Origin of the sequence: Pseudoclavibacter helvolus (assembly GCF_014191305.1) — a bacterium.
In the GTDB taxonomy this organism is placed as follows: Bacteria; Actinomycetota; Actinomycetes; order Actinomycetales; family Microbacteriaceae; genus Pseudoclavibacter; species Pseudoclavibacter helvolus.
This window is the reverse complement of record NZ_JACHWJ010000001.1, coordinates 1134578-1152676: the sequence shown is the minus strand read 5'-3', so window position 1 is coordinate 1152676 and position 18099 is coordinate 1134578. Positions and strand designations below refer to the sequence as shown.

Genomic DNA, 18099 nt, shown 5'->3' with positions numbered 1-18099 from the left:
GCGCGGTGCTCGACCTCCGGGAAGACGATCGAGAGGAGGCCCGTCGTGGCTGAGCAGGGGTACGGGCAAGCCACGGGCTTCAAGGTAGCCCGCGCACTCCAGCGACCCTTGAGCGCGATCGTCGTCGCGGACGAGCATGCGGTGACCGAGCCGGATCGTCCTCGCCCAAAGCTGCGTTACGAGCCGTTGCCTGAGCAAGTCGCAGCTGAGGCCGAACATTCCGCGCTCATGAGCTACGTGCTGAACGGGCGAGACGAGTTCGAGTACTCGGAGATGCCGGACTCGTCGTTGCTGGCTGAGGACGATTACGGCTACCTGTGTGGACCGTCAGAGCGCGAGGGGTGGTGGGTCGACTACGACTCGGCAGACCATCGCCATGTCGCGGCGGCGGCCAAGAGCAGGGAGACGGGCCGTGTGGTCCTGGTCGAGAGAGGAGCTGGTGAAGATGGCTGAGCAGGAGTACACGCCGACCACTGAGTTCGTGCGCAGACACTACGCCAAGGGGCCGACTGCCTACTACGAAGACGGAACGGTCGCGAAGATGCCAACTCCCGCCGACGTGGTCTTCGCGGGGTTGCAGTTCGACCGGTGGCTGACCGCGCACGACGCTGAGGTCAGGGCCGACGAGCGCGCGAAGCACCCCGACCTCCCATGCGACGGAGGGTGCAACGTCAATGACGGGCCGATGGAGGACTGCTCCCAACATGGCCGCAGCCCTCGGGACCTCTGGGGGATCATCGAGGACCTGAGCCAGCGGCTCGCAGCCGAGCGCGCGAAGCGACCCGACCGGGAGCAGATCGCGCGGGCGCTATTCGAGGCGGACGGCCGCCGCAACTACGACGGCTCGCCGACGCCGTGGCACATCCTCGACCTCGACGAGCAAGCGCACTACCGCAAGCTCGCTGACGCCGTGCTCTCGTCGCTCGCTCTCGAACCCGAGGCCCGCGAGGAGCACCGCCCGGTGGACATCGAGCCGAGCGACACGGTGTGCGCGAAATGCTCACGTCGGCAGGGCGACGGCACCTATGCGGAGACGGTCGAGTGGCCGTGCGCCTTGGCCGAGTCCCGCGAGGTCACCGACGCGGAGGTCGAGGCGGCGCGAGTTGCCTACCTCGACCTGGACGGCCCGCTGTCCCTGACCGACGCACTCAGGGTTGCTCTCGAAGCTGCTCGGGAGGTGTCCCGTGGCTGAGGGCGACGAGGTCATGCGTTCGATGGTGGCTCACAAGGTGCTGTCGTCGCCGGAGTCGCTAGCGGATCGAGTGTTGTTCCCGAGCATCTTGTCGGGGTACGAGAGCGGCTTCAGGGCCGGGTGGCGTGAGGGGCGTGAGGCTGGGCCTGGTGACGTGGCGAGTGCGCTGGCGGCGATTCGGGGTGAGCCGTTCTCGTGGACGGTTCGTCTCGATGATCCGCCCGCTGTCGTGCCGCTCCCGGTCAGGTCGCTTGTCGTCGCTCAGGTGGCTGAGCGCCGCGAGCTCGTGCCTGTGCGTGTGCTCTGGTCGCCGTCGCCAGCCGCAGTTCTCGACGCAATGAGGAGGTCCCACCGTGGCTGAGGCCCCGATGCAGACGCAAGACGGGGCGCTCTGGTATCCGCGTGTAGACGGCAACGGTTCGTCGGTCGCGGTGAGCTTGTACGACGTGAGGGCGGCGGATGACCTGCGCATCAGCTACGACTTCGAGCGTGATGGATGGTCCATCGCTCGGGGCGAGAAGCCCGATGCCGAGGTCGCGTTCGTTCCGGCATGGGATGAAGACGGCACCAGCATTGGCGAGGTTTCTCATGTGTGAGGCAACAACTGTCTCGCTCGCGGAGGCCATCCGTTCGGCGGTGCGGGTTGGAAAGCTCGGCGAGATCTCGGCGCACTTGACGCAGAAGGGTGGCCGGGTGTGTCTGACGCCGGGCGAGGCCAGGGAAGCCGCCGAGCGGATGCGTGAATGGCTCACCGATCACGATGAAGCTGTTCGTCGTGCTGAGCGCTCGCGGATTGAGGCCGAGCCTCGTGTGGTGTCGGTCGAGGCGTTCGACGTCGCTCGGGGCGTGTACCGGGCAAACAATGGGCGTGGCCGGTCGGCTGCGCTTCGAGCGGCGCTCCAGGCGCTGGGAATCGAGGTAGAGGCATGACGTGGGAATGGGTTGCGTTCACGGTGGTCGTGGCGTTCTTTGCACTGATCGTGATCGCGCTGGTTATGCAGACGATCCAGAAGTCGGTCGAGGCGAAGTATCGGGCGACGCCCGAGGTCTTCTCGAGCACCAGGAAGGACAAGCGTGATTGAGCGCATGACTCGCGAGGAGCAGTACCGCACGCCCGGGTACGCTCTCGCGATGGTCAAGGCGATGCCGGAGCTCTGCGGTCACCTCGCGGCCCTCACGCTGCCGTCCGCGGCTCCTCGTGATGGTCAGCCTGTGGCGGCCGAGGTTCGGCGCTTGCCGCTGCGCGGAGCACCGCTCGACGACTTGGACGCGGTGTTCCGTGAGCTACACAACTCAGTCTCGTACTGGTCCGAGAAGCTCGAGCGCCCTGAGTGGGAACGCTTCGACTACATGGTGCGCCGGACCGCAAACGGCGAGGTGACCGGCCCCGCGATCGTCGTGACCGAGCCGAACGGCATCGACACCATCACTGTCTGGGCGCAGACCCTCGCGAACCGCCTCGAAACGTGGTGGGTCGACATCCTCGATCACCAGGCGTTCGAGTCGTGGGTCGAGAACGTGCACGACTGGTTCGGCAAGCCCGCGGTCCGCTGGCCACTCGAAAGCCGCCAGCCGACGCGCCAGCGCCCGCGCGAGTGTGCGAACTGCGGAGCGCGCGACGTGCTGGCCGACCCGCTCGTGCCCGGCCAGGCGCTCTGCCAGTCGTGTTCGCGGGTGTACCAGCCGCAGGAGTGGGTGACGCTGAGCGAGCTGGGCCGGCGCATCGGTCGGAGCAAGTCGACGATCGAGGCTTGGATCGCTGGCGGGGACCTCGAGGTGCGGCGACTCAGTGCCCTGCGCGACCTCGACGTGCCTGGGCAGGCCCCTCGTGCGGGCAACGTCCGCCACGCGGAGCTCGGCGCGGGGAAGCGGCTCGCGAAGCGGAAGGAGGAGCAGCGCGCCGCGACGGCCTTTTAATCCCCGGTTCTGGACACTTTCGTATTAGGATGCTCCCGAGCGATGACTGTGCGAAGACCCTCGGCCCAACGGCCGGGGGTCTTCTGCGTTCCCGGCCTGCGATCGAGGAGGTGAGCTATGGGCTCACACCCGGTCAGAGACGGCGTCGGCCACCGAGCGTTCCGGCGTAAGCAGGCCGCCCTCAAGCGCCGCACGAAGCGGGAGCAGCTGCCCTGCGGGTATGCCTCCCCTTCGGGGTGGGGGTGCGGCGAGCAGATCGACGCTGACCTCCCGGCCACGGACGCGATGAGCTTCACCGCGGACCACGACGAGGCGCTCGACAACGGCGGCAAGCTCCTCGGCTTCCTTGTCCCGATGCACCGCCGCTGCAACTCACGCAAGAGCAACCACGCAGCAGCCGAGATATGGGAGGCGACATGAGCGATCGAGTAGTAGTCATCGCACCTTCGCAGCTCGTCGGTCGGCTACGAGCGAAGGCAGTCGGGATCGAACCCGTCGCCATCGTCACGCCTCGCTCGCCGCACGCTGCGCGCGGGATCATGGCCGACTCCATCCTCGTCCTCGGCAGCATCGCTGAGGAGCACACGACGTACCTCATGCAAGAGGTCAGGCCGTGTCTTGCGACGTCGACGGCGAACGCCGCGGTCGCAATTCACCCACGTCGCTAAAAAATCCAGAAACCTTCATTCGCTGCCAGCTTCCCGCCGCCACCTGGCGCTTCTCTCCGTGTGTAATTTCCGGAATGTGGGGGAATTGCGAGGGGGTGGGGTGATGGGACGCCCCAAGGCCCCCTGCGGCACGGATTCGGCCTACCGTCGCCACCTCCGCAACAAGGAACCCATCGACGACGCTTGCCGGGAAGCGCACGCCGCCGAACGTCGCGCCGCTCGCCGCTCGCCGGCCGACGCATCGCCGACGTTCACGCCGCCGAGCGAGCCGGAGACTGTCGCTGAGCAACCCGAGGGCGACGACATGAAGCTCATCGTCGACACACTCCGCACTGCGTTCAAGACGGTCGCTGAAAAGGACCCCACGAAGCTCGCACCGATCGCTCGCGAGTTCCGCTCGGCAGTCGAGGCATCGCAAACCGACGCCGACGTGCCGAAGGAGAAGAGCCTTGCCGAGCAGCTCAGCGAAGCCCGCGCCGCGCGAGCAGCTGCTCGGGCTGCAAGAGCCCCGGGTCAGGACGCTTCCGCTTAGTCGCGTCGACACGCTCCTCGACGACGTCCTCGACCTCTGCGACCTCGCTGGCGTTCGCTGCGACGAATGGCAGGAAGGCGCGCTCGAGGCCATCACGTCAATCGACGACGATGAGCAGTGGGCGGCCACCGAGTTCGGGATCCTCGTCTCGCGCCAGCAGGGCAAGGGCAACATCCTCCTGCCGTACGAAATCGCGCACCTGTTCCTGTGGCCGCGCGAGGACGGCGCCCCCAAGCTCATCGGGCACACCGCACACGAGGGGCCGACCGCTCGCGAGGCGTTCCGCCGAGCTCGCCGCGCGATCCTGGCCTCGCCGATCCTCCGCGCGCAGCTCGTGGGCGGCGGCAAGCAGACCGCGCAGGGCGTCACGGGCATATCCACTGGGAACGGCAATTGGGCGATCGAGCTCAGCAACGGCAACCGCCTCGTGTTCTTCACTCGCACCGGAGCGGCCGGCGTCGGCATGTCGTTCGACGTGCTCATCGTCGACGAGGCCCAGCACTCGCCGCTCACGATCCTCGAGGCGCTCCTTCCGACGACGGACGCGAGCCCGAACAAGCAGGTCCTCTTCACGGGCACCGTTCCGAAGGAAGACCAGGACGGCGAGTATTTCGAGGGTCTGCGCGATCGCGGCCGCCTGGGCGGCTTCGACCGCACGGGATGGATCGAACACACCCCGGTCGGGTCCGACGATCCGAAGCTCGCGAAGCTCATCAACCTCGGGGACCCGCAGGTGTGGCGCGAGGGAAACCCGGGACTCGGCATCCGCCTCGCGTGGAAGACCGTGCAGGACGACTGGGACCGCATGGGCCAGACCAGCCCTGAAGCGTTCGCGCGGCAACGGCTCTCGATCTGGCCGGGCCACGAGGAAGAGACCGCTGAGAAGCTGCCCGAGCTCGACCTCGAGGTCTGGAAGAGGCACGCGCGAGAGGACGCCGGAGTCGTCGGCGATGGCGCCGTGATCGCTCTCGCGCTCGGCCGCGGTGGCGGCTACGCCACGATCGGCAAGGCCGTGCGTATTGACTCCGAGTCCATCGCTGTTGAGCACCACAAGACAGCCGCTGGCACACGCTGGGTGGCAGGCGACGTCAAGGCGCTGAAGGCCGAGCTCGGCAACGCGCTCGTCGTCGTCGACCCGAAGAACGCTGCGGCTGTGCTCTCCGCCCTCGACGAAGCCAAGGTCAAGTATCTGCCGATGAACCTCGACGAGATCGCTGCTGCGCATTCGTTGTTCCTCGAGTACTCGAACGCCGGACTCGTCCCGCATCGCCCTCAGGAAGAGGTCACCCTCTCCCTGCAACTCGCGACAACGCGCAACATCGGACGCGCGGGCGTCACATGGGAGCAATCTGACCCAACGAAGCCCGTGACGCAGGCGCAAGCCGTCACGTGGGCTCACTGGGGCGTGCTCAAATCCGAAGCCGCACCCAAGAAAGACACCCCACCGCCCCCACCGAAGGCTGCCGCTGTCGCGCGCGCCGAGGTCGCCCCGTCCGAGGACAACCTCGCGACGACCCAGTTCTGAGGAGGTGCCCTTTGACCGAAATTGGCTACCAGAGCGGCGGATCACTCGCGGGCTGGGGCGCGCTCGGAGCCGACCTCGTCGAGACCAACCCCGCACTGCGCTGGCCGCTCTCGCTCGAGGTGTACGACAAGATGCGCCGCGAAGACTCGCAGGTCGGGTCCGTGCTGCGCGCCGTCATGATGCCGATCCGGTCGACATCTTGGACCATCGACCCCGCCGGAGCCCGGGACGAAGTCGTCGACCTCGTCGCGACCGACCTAGGCCTCGACGTCAAGGGGCGCCCGCCGACTGCGCCACTCCGCACCCGCGATCGGTTCTCGTGGGACGACCACCTCCGCCTCGCGCTCACCCAGCTCGTGTTCGGGCACTCGGTGTTCGAGCAGGTCTACCGCGTGGAAGACGGCGTCGCGCACCTCCGCAAGCTCGCATGGCGCCCGCCTCGCACCATCGCGAAGTTCGACGTGGCACCCGACGGCGGTCTCGTGGCCGTGGAGCAGTACGGCCTCGACACCCGGGGCGCGCGCATGACGGTCGATCGCCTGGTCGTGTATGTCAACGAGCGCGAGGGCGCGAACTGGGTGGGCAACAGCCTGCTGCGCACCGCCTACAAGAACTGGCTCCTCAAGGACCGGATGCTGCGCGCTCAGGCACTCACTGTGGAGCGCAACGGCCTCGGCGTGCCCGTCTATACGGGAGCTCCCGTGCCCGACGGAGCGGAGCCCGAAGAACACAAGGCATGGGAAGAGTCGGAGAAGGAAGCCGGACTCGAGCTCGTCACGAACTTCCGAGCAGGAGAAGCGGCCGGAGCTGCGATCCCCGCCGGATCGAAGCTCGAACTGATGGGCGTGACCGGCGACCTGCCAGACACGGACAAGCCCATCCGATACCACGACGAGCAGATCGCTCGCGCAGTGCTCGCCCACTTCCTTAACCTCGGCACCGAAACGGGATCGTGGGCGCTCGGATCGACCTTCGCGAACTTCTTCACCGACTCACTCAACGCGGTCGCGAAGAGCGTCGCCGACGTCACCCAGCAACACGTCGTCGAAGACCTCGTCGATGCGAACTGGGGTCCGGCAGAGCCAGCGCCCCGCCTGGTCGCATCAGCGATTGGTGACGAGCAGCCCGCGACGGCAGAGGCCGTCAAGCAGCTCATCGAATGCGGTGCGATCGAGCCAGACGAAGCGCTCGAGGCGTACATGCGCACGCGCTACCAGCTGCCAGTCAAGGACAGCGCCACCCGACGCGAACCACCGGCCCGCGCACCCGAGACGAGAGCAGGAGCAGCATGACCGCCAAGGCCCCCGGCCGCGAGGACCGACCCTGGTTCCGCATCCAAGCGAAAGCCGATACCGAGGAGCAGGAAATCTCCGCGGCCGACGTCTACATCTACGAAGAGATCGGCGAGTACTGGGGATACGGCCTCGGCGCCAAGGCGTTCGCTCAGCAGATCGACGCGCTCGACGTCGAGACGATCAACCTGTACGTCAACTCGCCCGGCGGCTCCGCATGGGATGGCATCGCCATCATGAACTCGCTGCGTCGTCACAAGGCGCGCGTCGAGGTCACCGTCGACGGGCTCGCCGCGTCCGCCGCGTCACTGATCGCGATGGCGGGCGACCACATCACGATGAACCGCGGCGCCGAGCTGATGATTCACGACGCCTCGGGCATGGCCTACGGGAACGCGCAAACGATGGACGACACCGCGAAGGCCCTGCACAAACTCTCCGACTCCTACGCCGACACCTACGCGGCTCGAGCGGGCGGGACGCGCGAAGAATGGCGGGCCCTGATGCAGGCAGAGACCTGGTACACGGCTGAGGAAGCCGTCACCGCGGGTCTGGCAGACGAGTGGGCCGACGCGCCCGCTTCCAAGGCGAACTTCGACCTCTCGAAGTTCGCTCACGCGGGCCGCGCCCACGCTCCCGCTCCACCCACCACCCACGTAGCTACGGCAACCGAGCCGAGCGACACAACCACGGAAGGTTCAGAAATGACCTACGAAACCCTGAAGGAAGGGCTCCGCGACCGGCTCGGTGTCACCGACACCGAGGCAACCGACGAGGAGATCCTCGACGCCCTCGACGAGGCCCTCGACGAGCAGGTTGACGAGACCACCGACGAGAGCGCATCCGCGGCAGCACCCGCCGGAACGACGCTCATCGACTCCGAGGTGCTCGCGCAGCTGCAGTCGGATGCGCAGGCTGGCCGCACCGCTCTCGACGAGCAGACGCGACAGCGCCGCGAGGGCATCCTCGCGACGGCCATCCAAGAGGGCCGCATCGCCCCAGCGTCGCGCGCTTCCTGGCTCGCGAGCCTCGAGCAGAACGAGGACACCGCCAAGACGCTCATCGCGTCGCTGCCGAAGAACACGATGCTCCCGGTCGCCGAGCTCGGCCACACCGACGAGACCACCACCGAAGCTGACCAGCTCTTCGAAGCTGCCGGCCGGGCAACGAAGGAGAACTGACCATGGCCGACTACCTTCCCAAGTTCAAGCCGGGCGGCGCGGTCACGTTCACCGCGTCTGCCGACGTCATCGGCGGACGCCTGGTCGCGGTCACCGGCAACCGCACCGTCGGACCGGCCGGAGCCGACTCCGCTGCCGTCGTGGGCGTCGCCGGATTCGACGCGCCCATCGGCGAACAGGTCACCGTCTACACCCGCGCGCAGGGTGTGCAGCAGCTCACGGCAAGCGCCGCGATCGCCGCCGGAGCCAAGGTCTCGTCCGCAACCGCGGGCAAGGTCCAGACCATCGGAGCCACCACCAACCCCATCGGCCTCGCCCTCGAAGCAGCGACCGCCGTCGACGACGTCATCGACGTCCTGTTCATCTAGGAGACCCGGATGCCTTCGTACACCTACCCGGTGGCGCGCCCCGAGGGGACGCTCACCACTCAGCAGATTCACCTCCTGCTGCAGAACCCAAACATCATCGCGAAGCGCATCGCGGACATCACGAAGATGCGCTTCATTGCGGACTACCTGCTCACGGGCCGATTCTCCGCGGCCGGAGGCGGCGTCTACTACGAGACCGGCGAGGAAATCTTCGCCGCCGACGCACCTGAGGCCGTCGCCCCTGGTGCCGAGTACCCGAAGACGGTCATGACGCTCGGCGAGATGGCCGCAGCCAAGACTGTCAAGTGGGGCCTCGAGACTGACATCACCGACGAGCGCATCGCTCGCCAGGGCATCTCGGTCGTCAACAAGGGCCTGCAGCGCCTCGCCAACACCGTCATCCGTCACGTGGACTCGACGGCCATGGCCGTCGTCTCGTCGAAGATCACCTCGACCTTCGCATCACCCGCCGCGTGGACGACCGCAGGCAAGGCGGTTGAAGCGCTCTACACGATCGCCACCACCCGCCAGGACCTCGGCACCGGCCTCAACCTCGACACGGTCGTCCTCAAGCCCGCACAGTACGCGAAGCTCGTCGGCATGCTCATGGACGACAAGGCGCTCCCACGCGAGCAGGGCAACGTCGCCATCACCGGCAACCTGCCCGTCGACGCGCTCGGCTTCAACTGGGTCACCTCGCCGTTCTACACGTCGAGCACCCCGCTCCTCGTGGACCGCGAGCAGCTCGGCGGTATGGCCGACGAGAAGCTCGGCTCGCCCGGATACTCGAGCGCCGGAGCAACCGGGGTCGAGACCAAGTCCGAGCGCCACAAGGACGACAAGTACGAGGTTCGCGCCCGCCGCGTCACCGTGCCCGTCGTCACCGACCCGCTCGCGGGCGTCGGCCTCACGAACACGGGCCTCTGATGGGTGCCCGCAAGAAGCTGACGGGACACATCGTGTCCGGAGCCGCCGTCGTGCTCGTCACGAAGGACGCCTCCGAACGCTACCTGTACCGAGGCGCACCCATCCCGCTCGAAGCGTTCACGGACGAGAGCGTGGAACACGCCATCTCGGTCGGGCTCGTCGAGGAGGTCTACGACGAGCCCACCGAGGACCAGGCCGCCGCCGAGCAGGCCGCCGCGGACGCGCAGGCTGCCGCAGTCGAGCAGGCGGCCACTGATGCGGCTGCCGCGGAGGCTCCGACCCCGGCCGCGAAGGCGTCCCCGGCGTCGAAGTCAGCTCCGGGCTCGAAATGATGAAGGGGGTGATGGAGTGCTGAGCAGCGACGATCTCTCGGGCATTCCCCAGGGCACTGCACGAGTCGTGCTCGTGTACGCGCGCTCCATCGCCCCCGGCATCGACCTTCTCGAGGGTGAAGCGAAGGCCGCGGCAGTCGAGATTCTGCTCGGGGCAGCTCGCGAGGCAGTGACGGCCGCCCCGCGGCGCATCGCGAACCAGGGGCTGGGCTCGGCCCGAGTCGGATACCGCGAGGTCGCCTCGTGGTTCTCCGCGCAGGAGCGAGACGGCCTACGGAGCCTGACCGGTGACACGACCAGCGCCCGGAAACCTGTTGGCTCGTTCCCGACAGCCCGCCCGCTCCGACACCTCTGGCCCGAGGAGGACCGCCGATGATGCATCTGCCGTTCACGCAGGCCTACGTCCGCGAACGGGCGACGCGTGTTGACAACGCATACAACCCGAAGAATCCGGCCCACGACTGGACGAACCCCTCGACGCTCACTGTTGTCGGGTTCCTCGACACCGGCGCATCCGCTGGGTCCGGCGCCGAACCGAACCGAAACCAGACGGTCTCCTCCGCCGAGCTCCACCTGCCCGACGCGGCTGCGGACGTGCAGCTTGGCGACCGTATCCGCGATGGCGACCGCGTCTGGTCTGTCGAGGGGTTCCCGGCGGCTGACGTCAGCCCGTTCACTGGCTGGCAGCCCGTGAAGACGGTGCGGCTCCGGGAGGTGCACGGCTGATGGCGGACTTCAACGACGACTACATTCGGAGCCTCGCGAAGTCCCCGGAGGTCGTGGCACTCGTGAAGTCGGGCGCCGACGAAGTTGAGGGGAATGCGAAAACGCTGGCCCCCGTCGACACCGGCGACTATCGCGACAGTATCCACGTGGTGCGCGACGACATGTCGGATCGGGTCAGGTTTCTTGTTGTGTCAGACGACGAGGCGGCCATGATCATCGAGTCGCAGTCTGGGACCCTCTCGCAGGCTGTCACGAGGTCGAGCGGTGGCTAGGATCACGCCCCCGGACCTCGAACTCTGGCTCGCCAATACCGGCCGAGACGAGTTCCCTCGAGCGGAGTTCGACAACAAGTTCCCCGAGAGCGAATGGCCGGAACTTCTCGTGGTCGTGCGCGACGATTCGGGGGCGAAGACGTCGCCAGTGAGCTTCCAGCGCACCGTGGGGTTCACCGTCGTCGGCGGCACCCGCACCAACGACAAGCCGGTCAACGACCTGGCGCGCGAGCTGATCGCGTTCTACTCCGACCCGAACCTCGCCTACCTCGAAGGACCAGTCGCTGCCATCAACGACGACGACGTCCGCGGCCCCATGAAAGTGCGGGAAACGCAGGACCGCGCCCGCAGCTACTTCACCGTCGGCTACTCGGTCGTCGGGTCACTCTGACCTTCCCCAACACCCACCTGTCGCCACCCGCCGAGGTGGCTTTCCTCATTTAAGGAGCACCTCATGAACGAACCCGACGAGCAGGGCAACACCCTCGGCGCCGTCGCCATCCCGATCGGCGGCGCGCTCGCGTTCGCCCCACTTGCCATCGGCAACGTGGTCTCGTCGGTCGACGGCGGTGACCGCACGCTCAAGCTGTCCGAAAAGTACCCGGCGTACCGCAAGCTCGGCCTATTCAAGGCCGACGAAGGCTTCGAGCAGGGCGGCGAAGCCGGAGACAAGATCGAGTTCTTCCAGCGCGGCTACTCGCTCAACGGCGAAGACACGCTGACCCTCAAGGTAGGCCTCGCGCAGACCGACGCCGTGGTCCGCGAGTTCATCCGCGGCCGCACACCCGACGCCAACGGTCGCATCCTGGTCGGCGAGATCGCTACCGCGCAGCGATACCTCGGCTGGGCAGAGACCGTCTACAAGCCCATCGAGGGCCAGCGCCGCGGTCTGCTCGAGCGCGACAACGGTGTGTTCTTCATCGCGGAGCTCGAGCGCGACAAGGCCGAGAAGGGCTCGAACCGAGGCTGGATCGCGACCATGCAGTGGGAGCCGCACGAATGGTTCGAGGACAAGTACTACGCGGAGTGGTTCCTGTACCCCGAGTACGTCGTCACGGACCCCGCACCGACGGTCACCGCTGCAACCCCCTCTGCGGCAGCTGCCGGGGCGACGGTCACGATCACGGGCACGAACTTCACCGGCACGACCGCCGTTCGATTCGGGTCGACCCCCGCAACGGGCTTCACCGTCGTTTCCGCGACGCAGCTCACGGCCGTCGTTCCCGCGGGCACGGCAGGCTCCGCCCCGATCCAGGTGTCGAAGGGGTCGACCTCCTCGGCGACCTTCCCCTACACGCGCGGCGCGTAAGAACCGCCGGCCGAGGAGTTCATGGGTCTCCTCGGCCGGCGCACCACCCAACCCATGGACCACCCATCACCCATGAAAGGCAGTCCCATGACGGCACCACGCAAGACCACCACCCGACGCCCTGCAGCGAAGACCGCCCCGGCTCTGGTCGTGGACGAGATCGACCTCGCCGACCTCGACTTCGACAACTGGTCGGAGGAAGACGAGCAGGCCGCCCTCGTGCGCTTGCAGGAGGAACTCAAGCCGAAGTTCCTCATCGTCGAGAAGTCGGTCGCCGCGAAGTTCCCCTCCGGATTCATCATCAAGACCTCGGTGGACATCCAGTACGACAAGCTCACCGAGATCACCGCGGCCGGAGAGCAGGCCGACGACCAGATCATGGCCGTCCTCGAGTTCCTCGGACAGGGCGACGAAGTCGCCGAGCTCCAACGCCAGGGCATCGTCTCGGTGATGGCGTTCGCGCAGAAATACTTCGAGGTCTGGCAGAAGGTCGCAGGCGCCCCGATGGGGGAATCGCGTGGCTCCACGGGGAGCTAGCCAAGCACCACGACGCGCTCGCGTATGACTTCCGCGCCCGCCTCGGGCTGACCGTCGCCGACATCGGCAAGACGGTCACCTGGGGCGAGGCGATCGGTCACGCGAAGCGCCTGCAGCGCGAGTTCGGATCGCACTACCAGGCAGCACTCGCCGGGTGGGACTTCCCGATCACCTACGGCGACTTCGTCGCCGCCATCCACGCCGAAGCAACTCTCAACTCCATGCGCCCCAAGGGCGCGCCCCCCGTGATGCTGCCCCTGCCCTGGGAGCGCGGATCAATCACGCAAGCCGACCGCGACCTCGCGGCCGAACAGCTCGCGGAAATGACCGCCATCGACTAGCGACGGAGGTGGCCGGTGTCTTCAGAGGTTGCTTCCGGCCACGTCTCCATCTTCCCGACTTTCAAGGGCTTCCGGTCCAAGACGGTCGCCGAGGTCGACGCGACCACCGCAGACGCGAGCAACCGCGCGAAGACGGGCTTCACGAAGGCGGGCGCCGGGGCAGGCGCCGGATTCGCATCCGGCTTCAAGTCCACGGCCTCCGCCGTCGGAAGCGCCGTCACCTCGATCGGCTCCACGATCAAGTCGCTCGCCACCCCGATCGCCGGCATTGTCACCGCGGCCGGCGGCATCACGGCCGCGCTCGGATTCAACCGACTCGTCGGCATCGACACAGCGCGAGCCAAGCTCGGCGCCCTCGGCCACGACGCGACGTCCGTGCAAGCAAACATGGACTCCGCGCTCGCCGCGGTCAAGGGCACTGCCTTCGGCCTCGGCGACGCGGCCGGCGCTGCCGCCTCTGCCAGCGCCGCAGGCGTGGCCAACGGCCAGGCCATGACGGACTACCTCAAGAACGTCGTCGACGTGTCCGCCGTCGCCGGGGTCGGCCTCAACGAGGTCTCGTCGATCTTCGGCAAGGTACAGACCGGAGGCCGCGCCTACACGGGTGAAATCCAACAGCTCGCCGATCGCCAAATCCCGATATGGCAGTACCTCGCCGACGAAATCGGCGTGACGACCGACGAAGTCCGCACGATGGCCTCCGAGGGTGAAATCTCGGCACAGACCTTCTACGACGCGGTCAAGAACAACATCGGCGGCGCCGCCGTCATCATGGGCCAGACCTCATTCGTCGGCGCCTGGGACAACGTCAAGGCCGCCATCGGTCGCGTCGGCGCAGCGTTCCTCGACGCCGGCGGTGAGGGCGGCGGGTTCTTCTCGCAGCTCAAGCCCCTCATGGCCGACTTCACCGGCCTCCTCGACCTCATCACCCCCAAGGCCGCCGAGCTCGGCGTCAAGTTCGGTGCCGGGTTCGCCACGGTACTCACCGAAGTCACCGGCGGAATCCGCGCCTTCTCCGCGTCGTGGGAAGCCTTCGACGGCGATGTGACCTCGTCCGGCTTCCCGGGCTTCATGGAGCGGGTCGCGTTCATCTCGCGCACCGTGTTCGAGGAGCTGCGCGGCGGCGTGACCGCCTTCGGCGCGGCATGGCGGGCGAACGACGGCGACGTGACGAGCTCCGGCTTCCCGGGCTTCATGGAGCGCGCAGCATTCGTGGTTCGCCAGGTCGTCGACGCGGCTGCCGGGCTCGACTTCTCGAGCTTCTCCGGCTTCACGTCCTCGCTCGGCTCGTTCGGCCCCGCATTCGGCAGCATCGGCACGAGCGTTCAGGAACTCATGCCCGCAGTCAGCGCCTTCACGGCGCAGCTGCCAGAGCTCGGCGGCGGACTGGTCACCCTGGCATCGGGCGGCATCAGCATTCTCGCCTCGGGCCTCTCGTTCCTCGCGGACAACGCGGAGACGATCGTCGCCTGGATGCCTGCTATCGTCGCTGGCTTCGTGGCCTGGCGCGTCGCCTCCCAGGCGGTGACGGCCGCGCAGGTCGCGCAGGCCCCGATCCTCCTCGCGAGCAACACGCTCGGCCTCTCCCGCGCCGTCATCGACTGGCAGCTCGCACGCTCGCGCACGGCCGTCACCGCGGCGACCGTCGCGAACACGGGAGCCACAGCGACGAACACGGCGGCGCAGACCGGCGGATTCCTGGCTACGGCACGGAACACGGCAGGTCTCGTCGCTCAGCGGGTCGCTACGGTTGCCTCCGCGGTCGCCACGAGGGCCGCAGCGGCGGCTCAGTGGCTCATGAACGCCGCGATGACCGCCAACCCCATCGGCCTCATCATCGCCGCTGTGGTGGCGCTCGTGGCCGCCATCGTGTGGTTCTTCACGCAGACCGAGCTCGGGCAAGCGATCTGGACCGAGTTCACCCGCTTCCTGGGCGAGGCGTGGGCGAACATCGTGGCCGTCGCGACAACCGTGTTCACCGCCCTCGGGGAGTTCTTCACCGGGGTATGGAACGGGATCGTCGCCGTCGCGCAGTTCGTGTGGCAGGCGATCGTGTTCGCCGTGACGACGTACATCAACATCGTCATGACGATCATCACGACCGTCCTCAGCGCGATAGTCGCAGTCTGGACTTTCGTGTGGGACGGCCTTGTCGCCGCGTTCACCTTCGTGTGGGACCTGATCGTCTTCGCGGTCACGACCTATATCGCCATCGTCCAAGCGGTCATCACGACGGTCCTCGCCGTTGTGACGAGCGTCTGGAACACGGTGTGGGGCGGCATCTCGTCATTCTTCGTCGGGATCTGGACATTCATCGTCGCCGCAGTGACGGCCTACATCGCCCTGGTGCAGACGGTCATTACGAACGTCGTCAACGGCATCTCCTCGACGTGGAACACCGTCTGGGGCGCCATCTCCCGGTTCTTCATCCAGATCTGGGACGGCATCGTGTCCGGAGTCGAGGGGTTCGTCCGTCAGGTCGAGGTCAACATCGGCCGCGCAGTCAACTTCCTGCAGGCGCTGCCCGAGCAGATCATGGGGTTCTTCTCCGGGATCGGTGACTGGCTCGTCGACTCCGGTAAGGCGCTCATCCAGGGCTTCCTCGACGGCATCGACGCGATGCTCGGCACGGTGGAGGACACCCTCGGTGGAGTCATGGACTTCATCGGAGGCTTCTTCCCGCAGTCGCCGGCCAAGCGTGGGCGGTTCTCAGGGCGCGGGTACACGACCTTCTCGGGTAACGCGCTCATCGAGGACTATGCCGGCGGCATGGAGCAGCGCCTTCCAGCGCTGTCCCGCGTCGCCGCGCAGGCCCAGGAGGTCGCATCGTTCAGCGCGATCGTCGCGACCACCGTGCGGGAGCCTGTCGGTGCTCGTCAGGGTGACCGGATCGTCAACTTCAACAACGAGATCCACCAGTACCCGGGGGAGACAACGGACGAGTTCCTGCGTCGCCAGCGGGAGCGGGAGAACTTCGAGATGGGGAGCGTCCTGTGACCTTGCAAGCACGAATCGGCGGCATCTCGTTCCGCGGCTTCGTGGACGACTACGACCGAGTCGCCGGGCTCTACATCGGCAAGGACGGCATCAAAGGATGGTCGGACGGTGTTGACCTCCGCACCGAGAAGGTCGACAACCCGAACGGCCCGGGGTCGCTCGAGCTCCCCGGTGAGCTGAGCGAGCGCCCCATCTCCTGGGAGGGGCACGCAGTCGCCGAGTCTGCAGCCGAGCTCATCCGATACCGCAACCAGTTCAGGTCGCTGCTCACAGGCGGTGGCTTCGAGCGGATTGTGGTGGATGAGCTCGGCGAGCAGCTGTGGTCGAACGTCCAACGTGCCGGGTTGCCGGAGTTCCGACCCCGGCGCCGCCCGTCTCGGCTCTTCGTCGCGGACTACCTCATCCAGTTGCGATCGGCGGACCCGCGACAGTTCGGAACACCAGTGCAGGGCGAGTCGGGGCGGCTGCCCTACTCGTCCGGGCCGCTCGAGCTGATCAACCGTGGCACGTACGCCGCTTCGGTGACGCATCTCGTGCGCGCCGTCACGAACATGCCGAACGGCTACACCCTCTGGGGCGGCGACCGGTGGCTGCGCATCCGAGCCCCGCTGCTCGCAGGCCAGGTGCACGACGTGGACCTGACCTGGGAGTACGTGCGCCAAGGCGGCGTGATCGTCGATCGCGCCAAGCACTCGGGGCAGGGATGGACTGTCCCGGCCGGATCGTCGCTTATCGCGCACCTCGAATCGCACGGCGGCGTTGGTGAGTTCTCGCCGTTCTTCCTACCGACGTACGTGTGACCGCCAGGGGGTGTCGTGAACCCGATCGACATCACCTGGCACCACGACATCGTCAGCACTCTCACCGGTGAGCTCATCCAGACCGTCCACCCGAGCTCCTGGAACTGGCGCACCGTCCTCAACGGCGTCGGCGACGGGTCGCACAGCTTCCACCTTCGCGACGCGAAGACGAAGCTCGACCCGGCGACGTGGCAGAACCTGCTCGGCAAGGTCAACCGGACGGTCGTCACGTCCTACTCAATCGACGGTGGGCCGAAGATCGCGAAGTACGCGGGCATCCTCATCAACGAGCGCTGGTCCCGGACCACCGGAGTATCCGCAGTCACCTCGAAGGAGTTCCGCTACCTGGCGGACCTGCGCTACTTCATGATGACCAACAACTACGAGGTCTCGCCGCACGTCTACGAGGCTGGCTACTCCAAGGGAGGGCTGCTCACGCGGCTCTGGCAGATCCTCTTCCGCCGGCCTGAGCTCGAAGGCTCCCCGAACGCGTTCAACCTCCCGATTCGGTTGCCCCCGGCGACGGGCGGCACCGAAGTTGCCGACTACAAGAAGTGGACGCTCACCACCGGCGAAGAAGCCACGGCTGCCCTGCAGGACTCGTTCAACGGCCCCGACATCTACATCGAGCCGATGTGGGACACCGAGACCGGGAACTTCTACTGGCAAGCCAAGTGGGGCAACCCCGAGTTCCCGGAGTTGCCGTTCGACGTTCAGGTCAGCGCGAGGCAGCACCCACTGCACGAGCTGTCCTTCACCGAAGACGGCTCGAAGGTCGTCACTGGCATCTTCGGCGTCGGCAAGGGCTCGGACGAGGACATGCGCCTCGGGTTCGGCATCTACGACCCGACCTGGCCCTCACGCGACGGTATGCCCGTCATCGACGCCACCGAGTCGTTCAAGAACGAGTCGGACCCGGCCAAGCTCAACTCGCTGTCTATGGCTGCACTTCGAGCTCGCCGGTTCCCGATCAGGCAGTACGAGAGCGGACTGCGAGCCGCGGCACCGGTCGGTGCTGGCGTCTACGGCGTTGATGTGAAGCCCGGCTGGAAGATGCCCTTCGAGGACGCAGGCGACGAGCGATTCCCTGCGTCGACGTCGATGCAGTACGTGATCGGCGTTGGTCACAACTCGACATCCAAGCACTTCCTGACCGTGGACTACCAGTCGAGGTGATCGGGGG

At 67.1% G+C, this 18099-nt stretch carries 26 protein-coding genes; 25 read left to right on the top strand and 1 reads right to left on the bottom strand.

Annotated features, from left to right (window positions below; translation table 11 throughout):
- The first annotated feature begins 45 nt into the window (after positions 1 to 45).
- The 22 genes from FHX72_RS05445 (at position 46) to FHX72_RS05340 (ending at position 12778) form a co-directional block, all read left to right on the top strand.
- The gene (locus FHX72_RS05445; protein ID WP_183623479.1) at positions 46 to 453 is read left to right on the top strand and encodes a hypothetical protein; all 408 of its coding nucleotides are present in this window, start codon (positions 46 to 48) and stop codon (positions 451 to 453) included.
- Positions 446 to 1192, top strand: coding sequence for a hypothetical protein (locus tag FHX72_RS05440; protein ID WP_183623477.1), 747 nt, complete (start codon positions 446 to 448; stop codon positions 1190 to 1192). The genes FHX72_RS05445 and FHX72_RS05440 overlap by 8 nt, the downstream gene beginning before the upstream one ends.
- Positions 1185 to 1553, top strand: coding sequence for a hypothetical protein (locus FHX72_RS05435; RefSeq protein WP_183623475.1), 369 nt, complete (start codon positions 1185 to 1187; stop codon positions 1551 to 1553). The genes FHX72_RS05440 and FHX72_RS05435 overlap by 8 nt, the downstream gene beginning before the upstream one ends.
- Positions 1546 to 1788, top strand: a complete 243-nt coding sequence (locus tag FHX72_RS05430) for a hypothetical protein (RefSeq protein ID WP_183623473.1) — start codon at positions 1546 to 1548, stop codon at positions 1786 to 1788. Before FHX72_RS05435 ends, FHX72_RS05430 begins: the two co-directional genes overlap by 8 nt.
- A complete protein-coding gene (locus FHX72_RS05425) occupies positions 1781 to 2122 on the top strand; it encodes a hypothetical protein (RefSeq protein WP_183623471.1) in 342 nt (113 codons plus the stop codon). The genes FHX72_RS05430 and FHX72_RS05425 overlap by 8 nt, the downstream gene beginning before the upstream one ends.
- Positions 2119 to 2274: a hypothetical protein gene (locus FHX72_RS05420; RefSeq protein WP_183623469.1), complete on the top strand. Its 156-nt coding sequence runs from the start codon at positions 2119 to 2121 to the stop codon at positions 2272 to 2274. Before FHX72_RS05425 ends, FHX72_RS05420 begins: the two co-directional genes overlap by 4 nt.
- Positions 2267 to 3109: a hypothetical protein gene (locus tag FHX72_RS05415; RefSeq protein WP_183623467.1), complete on the top strand. Its 843-nt coding sequence runs from the start codon at positions 2267 to 2269 to the stop codon at positions 3107 to 3109. The genes FHX72_RS05420 and FHX72_RS05415 overlap by 8 nt, the downstream gene beginning before the upstream one ends.
- Before the next feature lie 117 nt (positions 3110 to 3226).
- The gene (locus FHX72_RS05410; RefSeq protein ID WP_183623465.1) at positions 3227 to 3529 is read left to right on the top strand and encodes a hypothetical protein; all 303 of its coding nucleotides are present in this window, start codon (positions 3227 to 3229) and stop codon (positions 3527 to 3529) included.
- The gene (locus tag FHX72_RS05405) at positions 3526 to 3777 is read left to right on the top strand and encodes a hypothetical protein (RefSeq protein WP_183623463.1); all 252 of its coding nucleotides are present in this window, start codon (positions 3526 to 3528) and stop codon (positions 3775 to 3777) included. The genes FHX72_RS05410 and FHX72_RS05405 overlap by 4 nt, the downstream gene beginning before the upstream one ends.
- 103 nt (positions 3778 to 3880) lie before the next feature.
- Positions 3881 to 4309, top strand: coding sequence for a hypothetical protein (locus FHX72_RS05400; protein WP_183623462.1), 429 nt, complete (start codon positions 3881 to 3883; stop codon positions 4307 to 4309).
- Positions 4227 to 5834 (top strand): hypothetical protein, encoded by a 1608-nt coding sequence (locus tag FHX72_RS05395; protein ID WP_183623460.1) that lies wholly within the window; start codon positions 4227 to 4229, stop codon positions 5832 to 5834. The genes FHX72_RS05400 and FHX72_RS05395 overlap by 83 nt, the downstream gene beginning before the upstream one ends.
- An 11-nt stretch (positions 5835 to 5845) precedes the next feature.
- Positions 5846 to 7126 carry a phage portal protein family protein gene (locus tag FHX72_RS05390; protein ID WP_183623458.1) on the top strand — a complete coding sequence of 427 codons (1281 nt, stop codon included), beginning with the start codon at positions 5846 to 5848 and terminating at the stop codon, positions 7124 to 7126.
- Positions 7123 to 8307: a head maturation protease, ClpP-related gene (locus FHX72_RS05385; protein ID WP_183623456.1), complete on the top strand. Its 1185-nt coding sequence runs from the start codon at positions 7123 to 7125 to the stop codon at positions 8305 to 8307. The genes FHX72_RS05390 and FHX72_RS05385 overlap by 4 nt, the downstream gene beginning before the upstream one ends.
- 2 nt (positions 8308 to 8309) lie before the next feature.
- Complete coding sequence (locus tag FHX72_RS05380) at positions 8310 to 8675, top strand: DUF2190 family protein (RefSeq protein ID WP_183623454.1); 366 nt, start codon at positions 8310 to 8312, stop codon at positions 8673 to 8675.
- Between the two features lie 9 nt (positions 8676 to 8684).
- Positions 8685 to 9602 (top strand): phage major capsid protein, encoded by a 918-nt coding sequence (locus FHX72_RS05375; protein WP_183623452.1) that lies wholly within the window; start codon positions 8685 to 8687, stop codon positions 9600 to 9602.
- The gene (locus tag FHX72_RS05370; protein ID WP_183623450.1) at positions 9602 to 9934 is read left to right on the top strand and encodes a hypothetical protein; all 333 of its coding nucleotides are present in this window, start codon (positions 9602 to 9604) and stop codon (positions 9932 to 9934) included. The genes FHX72_RS05375 and FHX72_RS05370 overlap by 1 nt, the downstream gene beginning before the upstream one ends.
- A 16-nt stretch (positions 9935 to 9950) precedes the next feature.
- Complete coding sequence (locus FHX72_RS05365; RefSeq protein WP_183623448.1) at positions 9951 to 10310, top strand: hypothetical protein; 360 nt, start codon at positions 9951 to 9953, stop codon at positions 10308 to 10310.
- Positions 10307 to 10660 carry a hypothetical protein gene (locus tag FHX72_RS05360; RefSeq protein ID WP_183623446.1) on the top strand — a complete coding sequence of 118 codons (354 nt, stop codon included), beginning with the start codon at positions 10307 to 10309 and terminating at the stop codon, positions 10658 to 10660. Before FHX72_RS05365 ends, FHX72_RS05360 begins: the two co-directional genes overlap by 4 nt.
- Positions 10660 to 10932 carry an HK97 gp10 family phage protein gene (locus FHX72_RS05355; protein ID WP_183623445.1) on the top strand — a complete coding sequence of 91 codons (273 nt, stop codon included), beginning with the start codon at positions 10660 to 10662 and terminating at the stop codon, positions 10930 to 10932. Before FHX72_RS05360 ends, FHX72_RS05355 begins: the two co-directional genes overlap by 1 nt.
- Positions 10925 to 11323, top strand: a complete 399-nt coding sequence (locus tag FHX72_RS05350) for a hypothetical protein (protein ID WP_183623442.1) — start codon at positions 10925 to 10927, stop codon at positions 11321 to 11323. Before FHX72_RS05355 ends, FHX72_RS05350 begins: the two co-directional genes overlap by 8 nt.
- A gap of 63 nt (positions 11324 to 11386) precedes the next feature.
- Positions 11387 to 12241, top strand: coding sequence for an IPT/TIG domain-containing protein (locus FHX72_RS05345; protein WP_183623440.1), 855 nt, complete (start codon positions 11387 to 11389; stop codon positions 12239 to 12241).
- A gap of 87 nt (positions 12242 to 12328) precedes the next feature.
- Complete coding sequence (locus FHX72_RS05340) at positions 12329 to 12778, top strand: hypothetical protein (RefSeq protein ID WP_183623438.1); 450 nt, start codon at positions 12329 to 12331, stop codon at positions 12776 to 12778.
- Here the strand turns inward: FHX72_RS05340 and FHX72_RS05335 are convergent.
- Positions 12775 to 12912: a hypothetical protein gene (locus FHX72_RS05335; RefSeq protein WP_183623436.1), complete on the bottom strand. Its 138-nt coding sequence runs from the start codon at positions 12910 to 12912 to the stop codon at positions 12775 to 12777. The two genes, FHX72_RS05340 and FHX72_RS05335, sit on opposite strands and share 4 nt — an antisense overlap.
- 222 nt (positions 12913 to 13134) lie before the next feature.
- Between FHX72_RS05335 and FHX72_RS05330 the strand changes: the two genes are divergently transcribed.
- Genes FHX72_RS05330 through FHX72_RS05320 form a run of 3 tightly spaced genes read left to right on the top strand, consistent with a single transcriptional unit; the run spans position 13135 to position 18092 of the window.
- On the top strand, positions 13135 to 16116 hold the full coding sequence (locus FHX72_RS05330; RefSeq protein ID WP_183623434.1) for a tape measure protein: 2982 nt from the start codon (positions 13135 to 13137) through the stop codon (positions 16114 to 16116).
- Positions 16113 to 16916: a phage tail family protein gene (locus FHX72_RS05325; protein ID WP_183623433.1), complete on the top strand. Its 804-nt coding sequence runs from the start codon at positions 16113 to 16115 to the stop codon at positions 16914 to 16916. Before FHX72_RS05330 ends, FHX72_RS05325 begins: the two co-directional genes overlap by 4 nt.
- A gap of 15 nt (positions 16917 to 16931) precedes the next feature.
- Positions 16932 to 18092, top strand: coding sequence for a hypothetical protein (locus tag FHX72_RS05320; protein WP_183623431.1), 1161 nt, complete (start codon positions 16932 to 16934; stop codon positions 18090 to 18092).
- Positions 18093 to 18099: the final 7 nt, after the last annotated feature.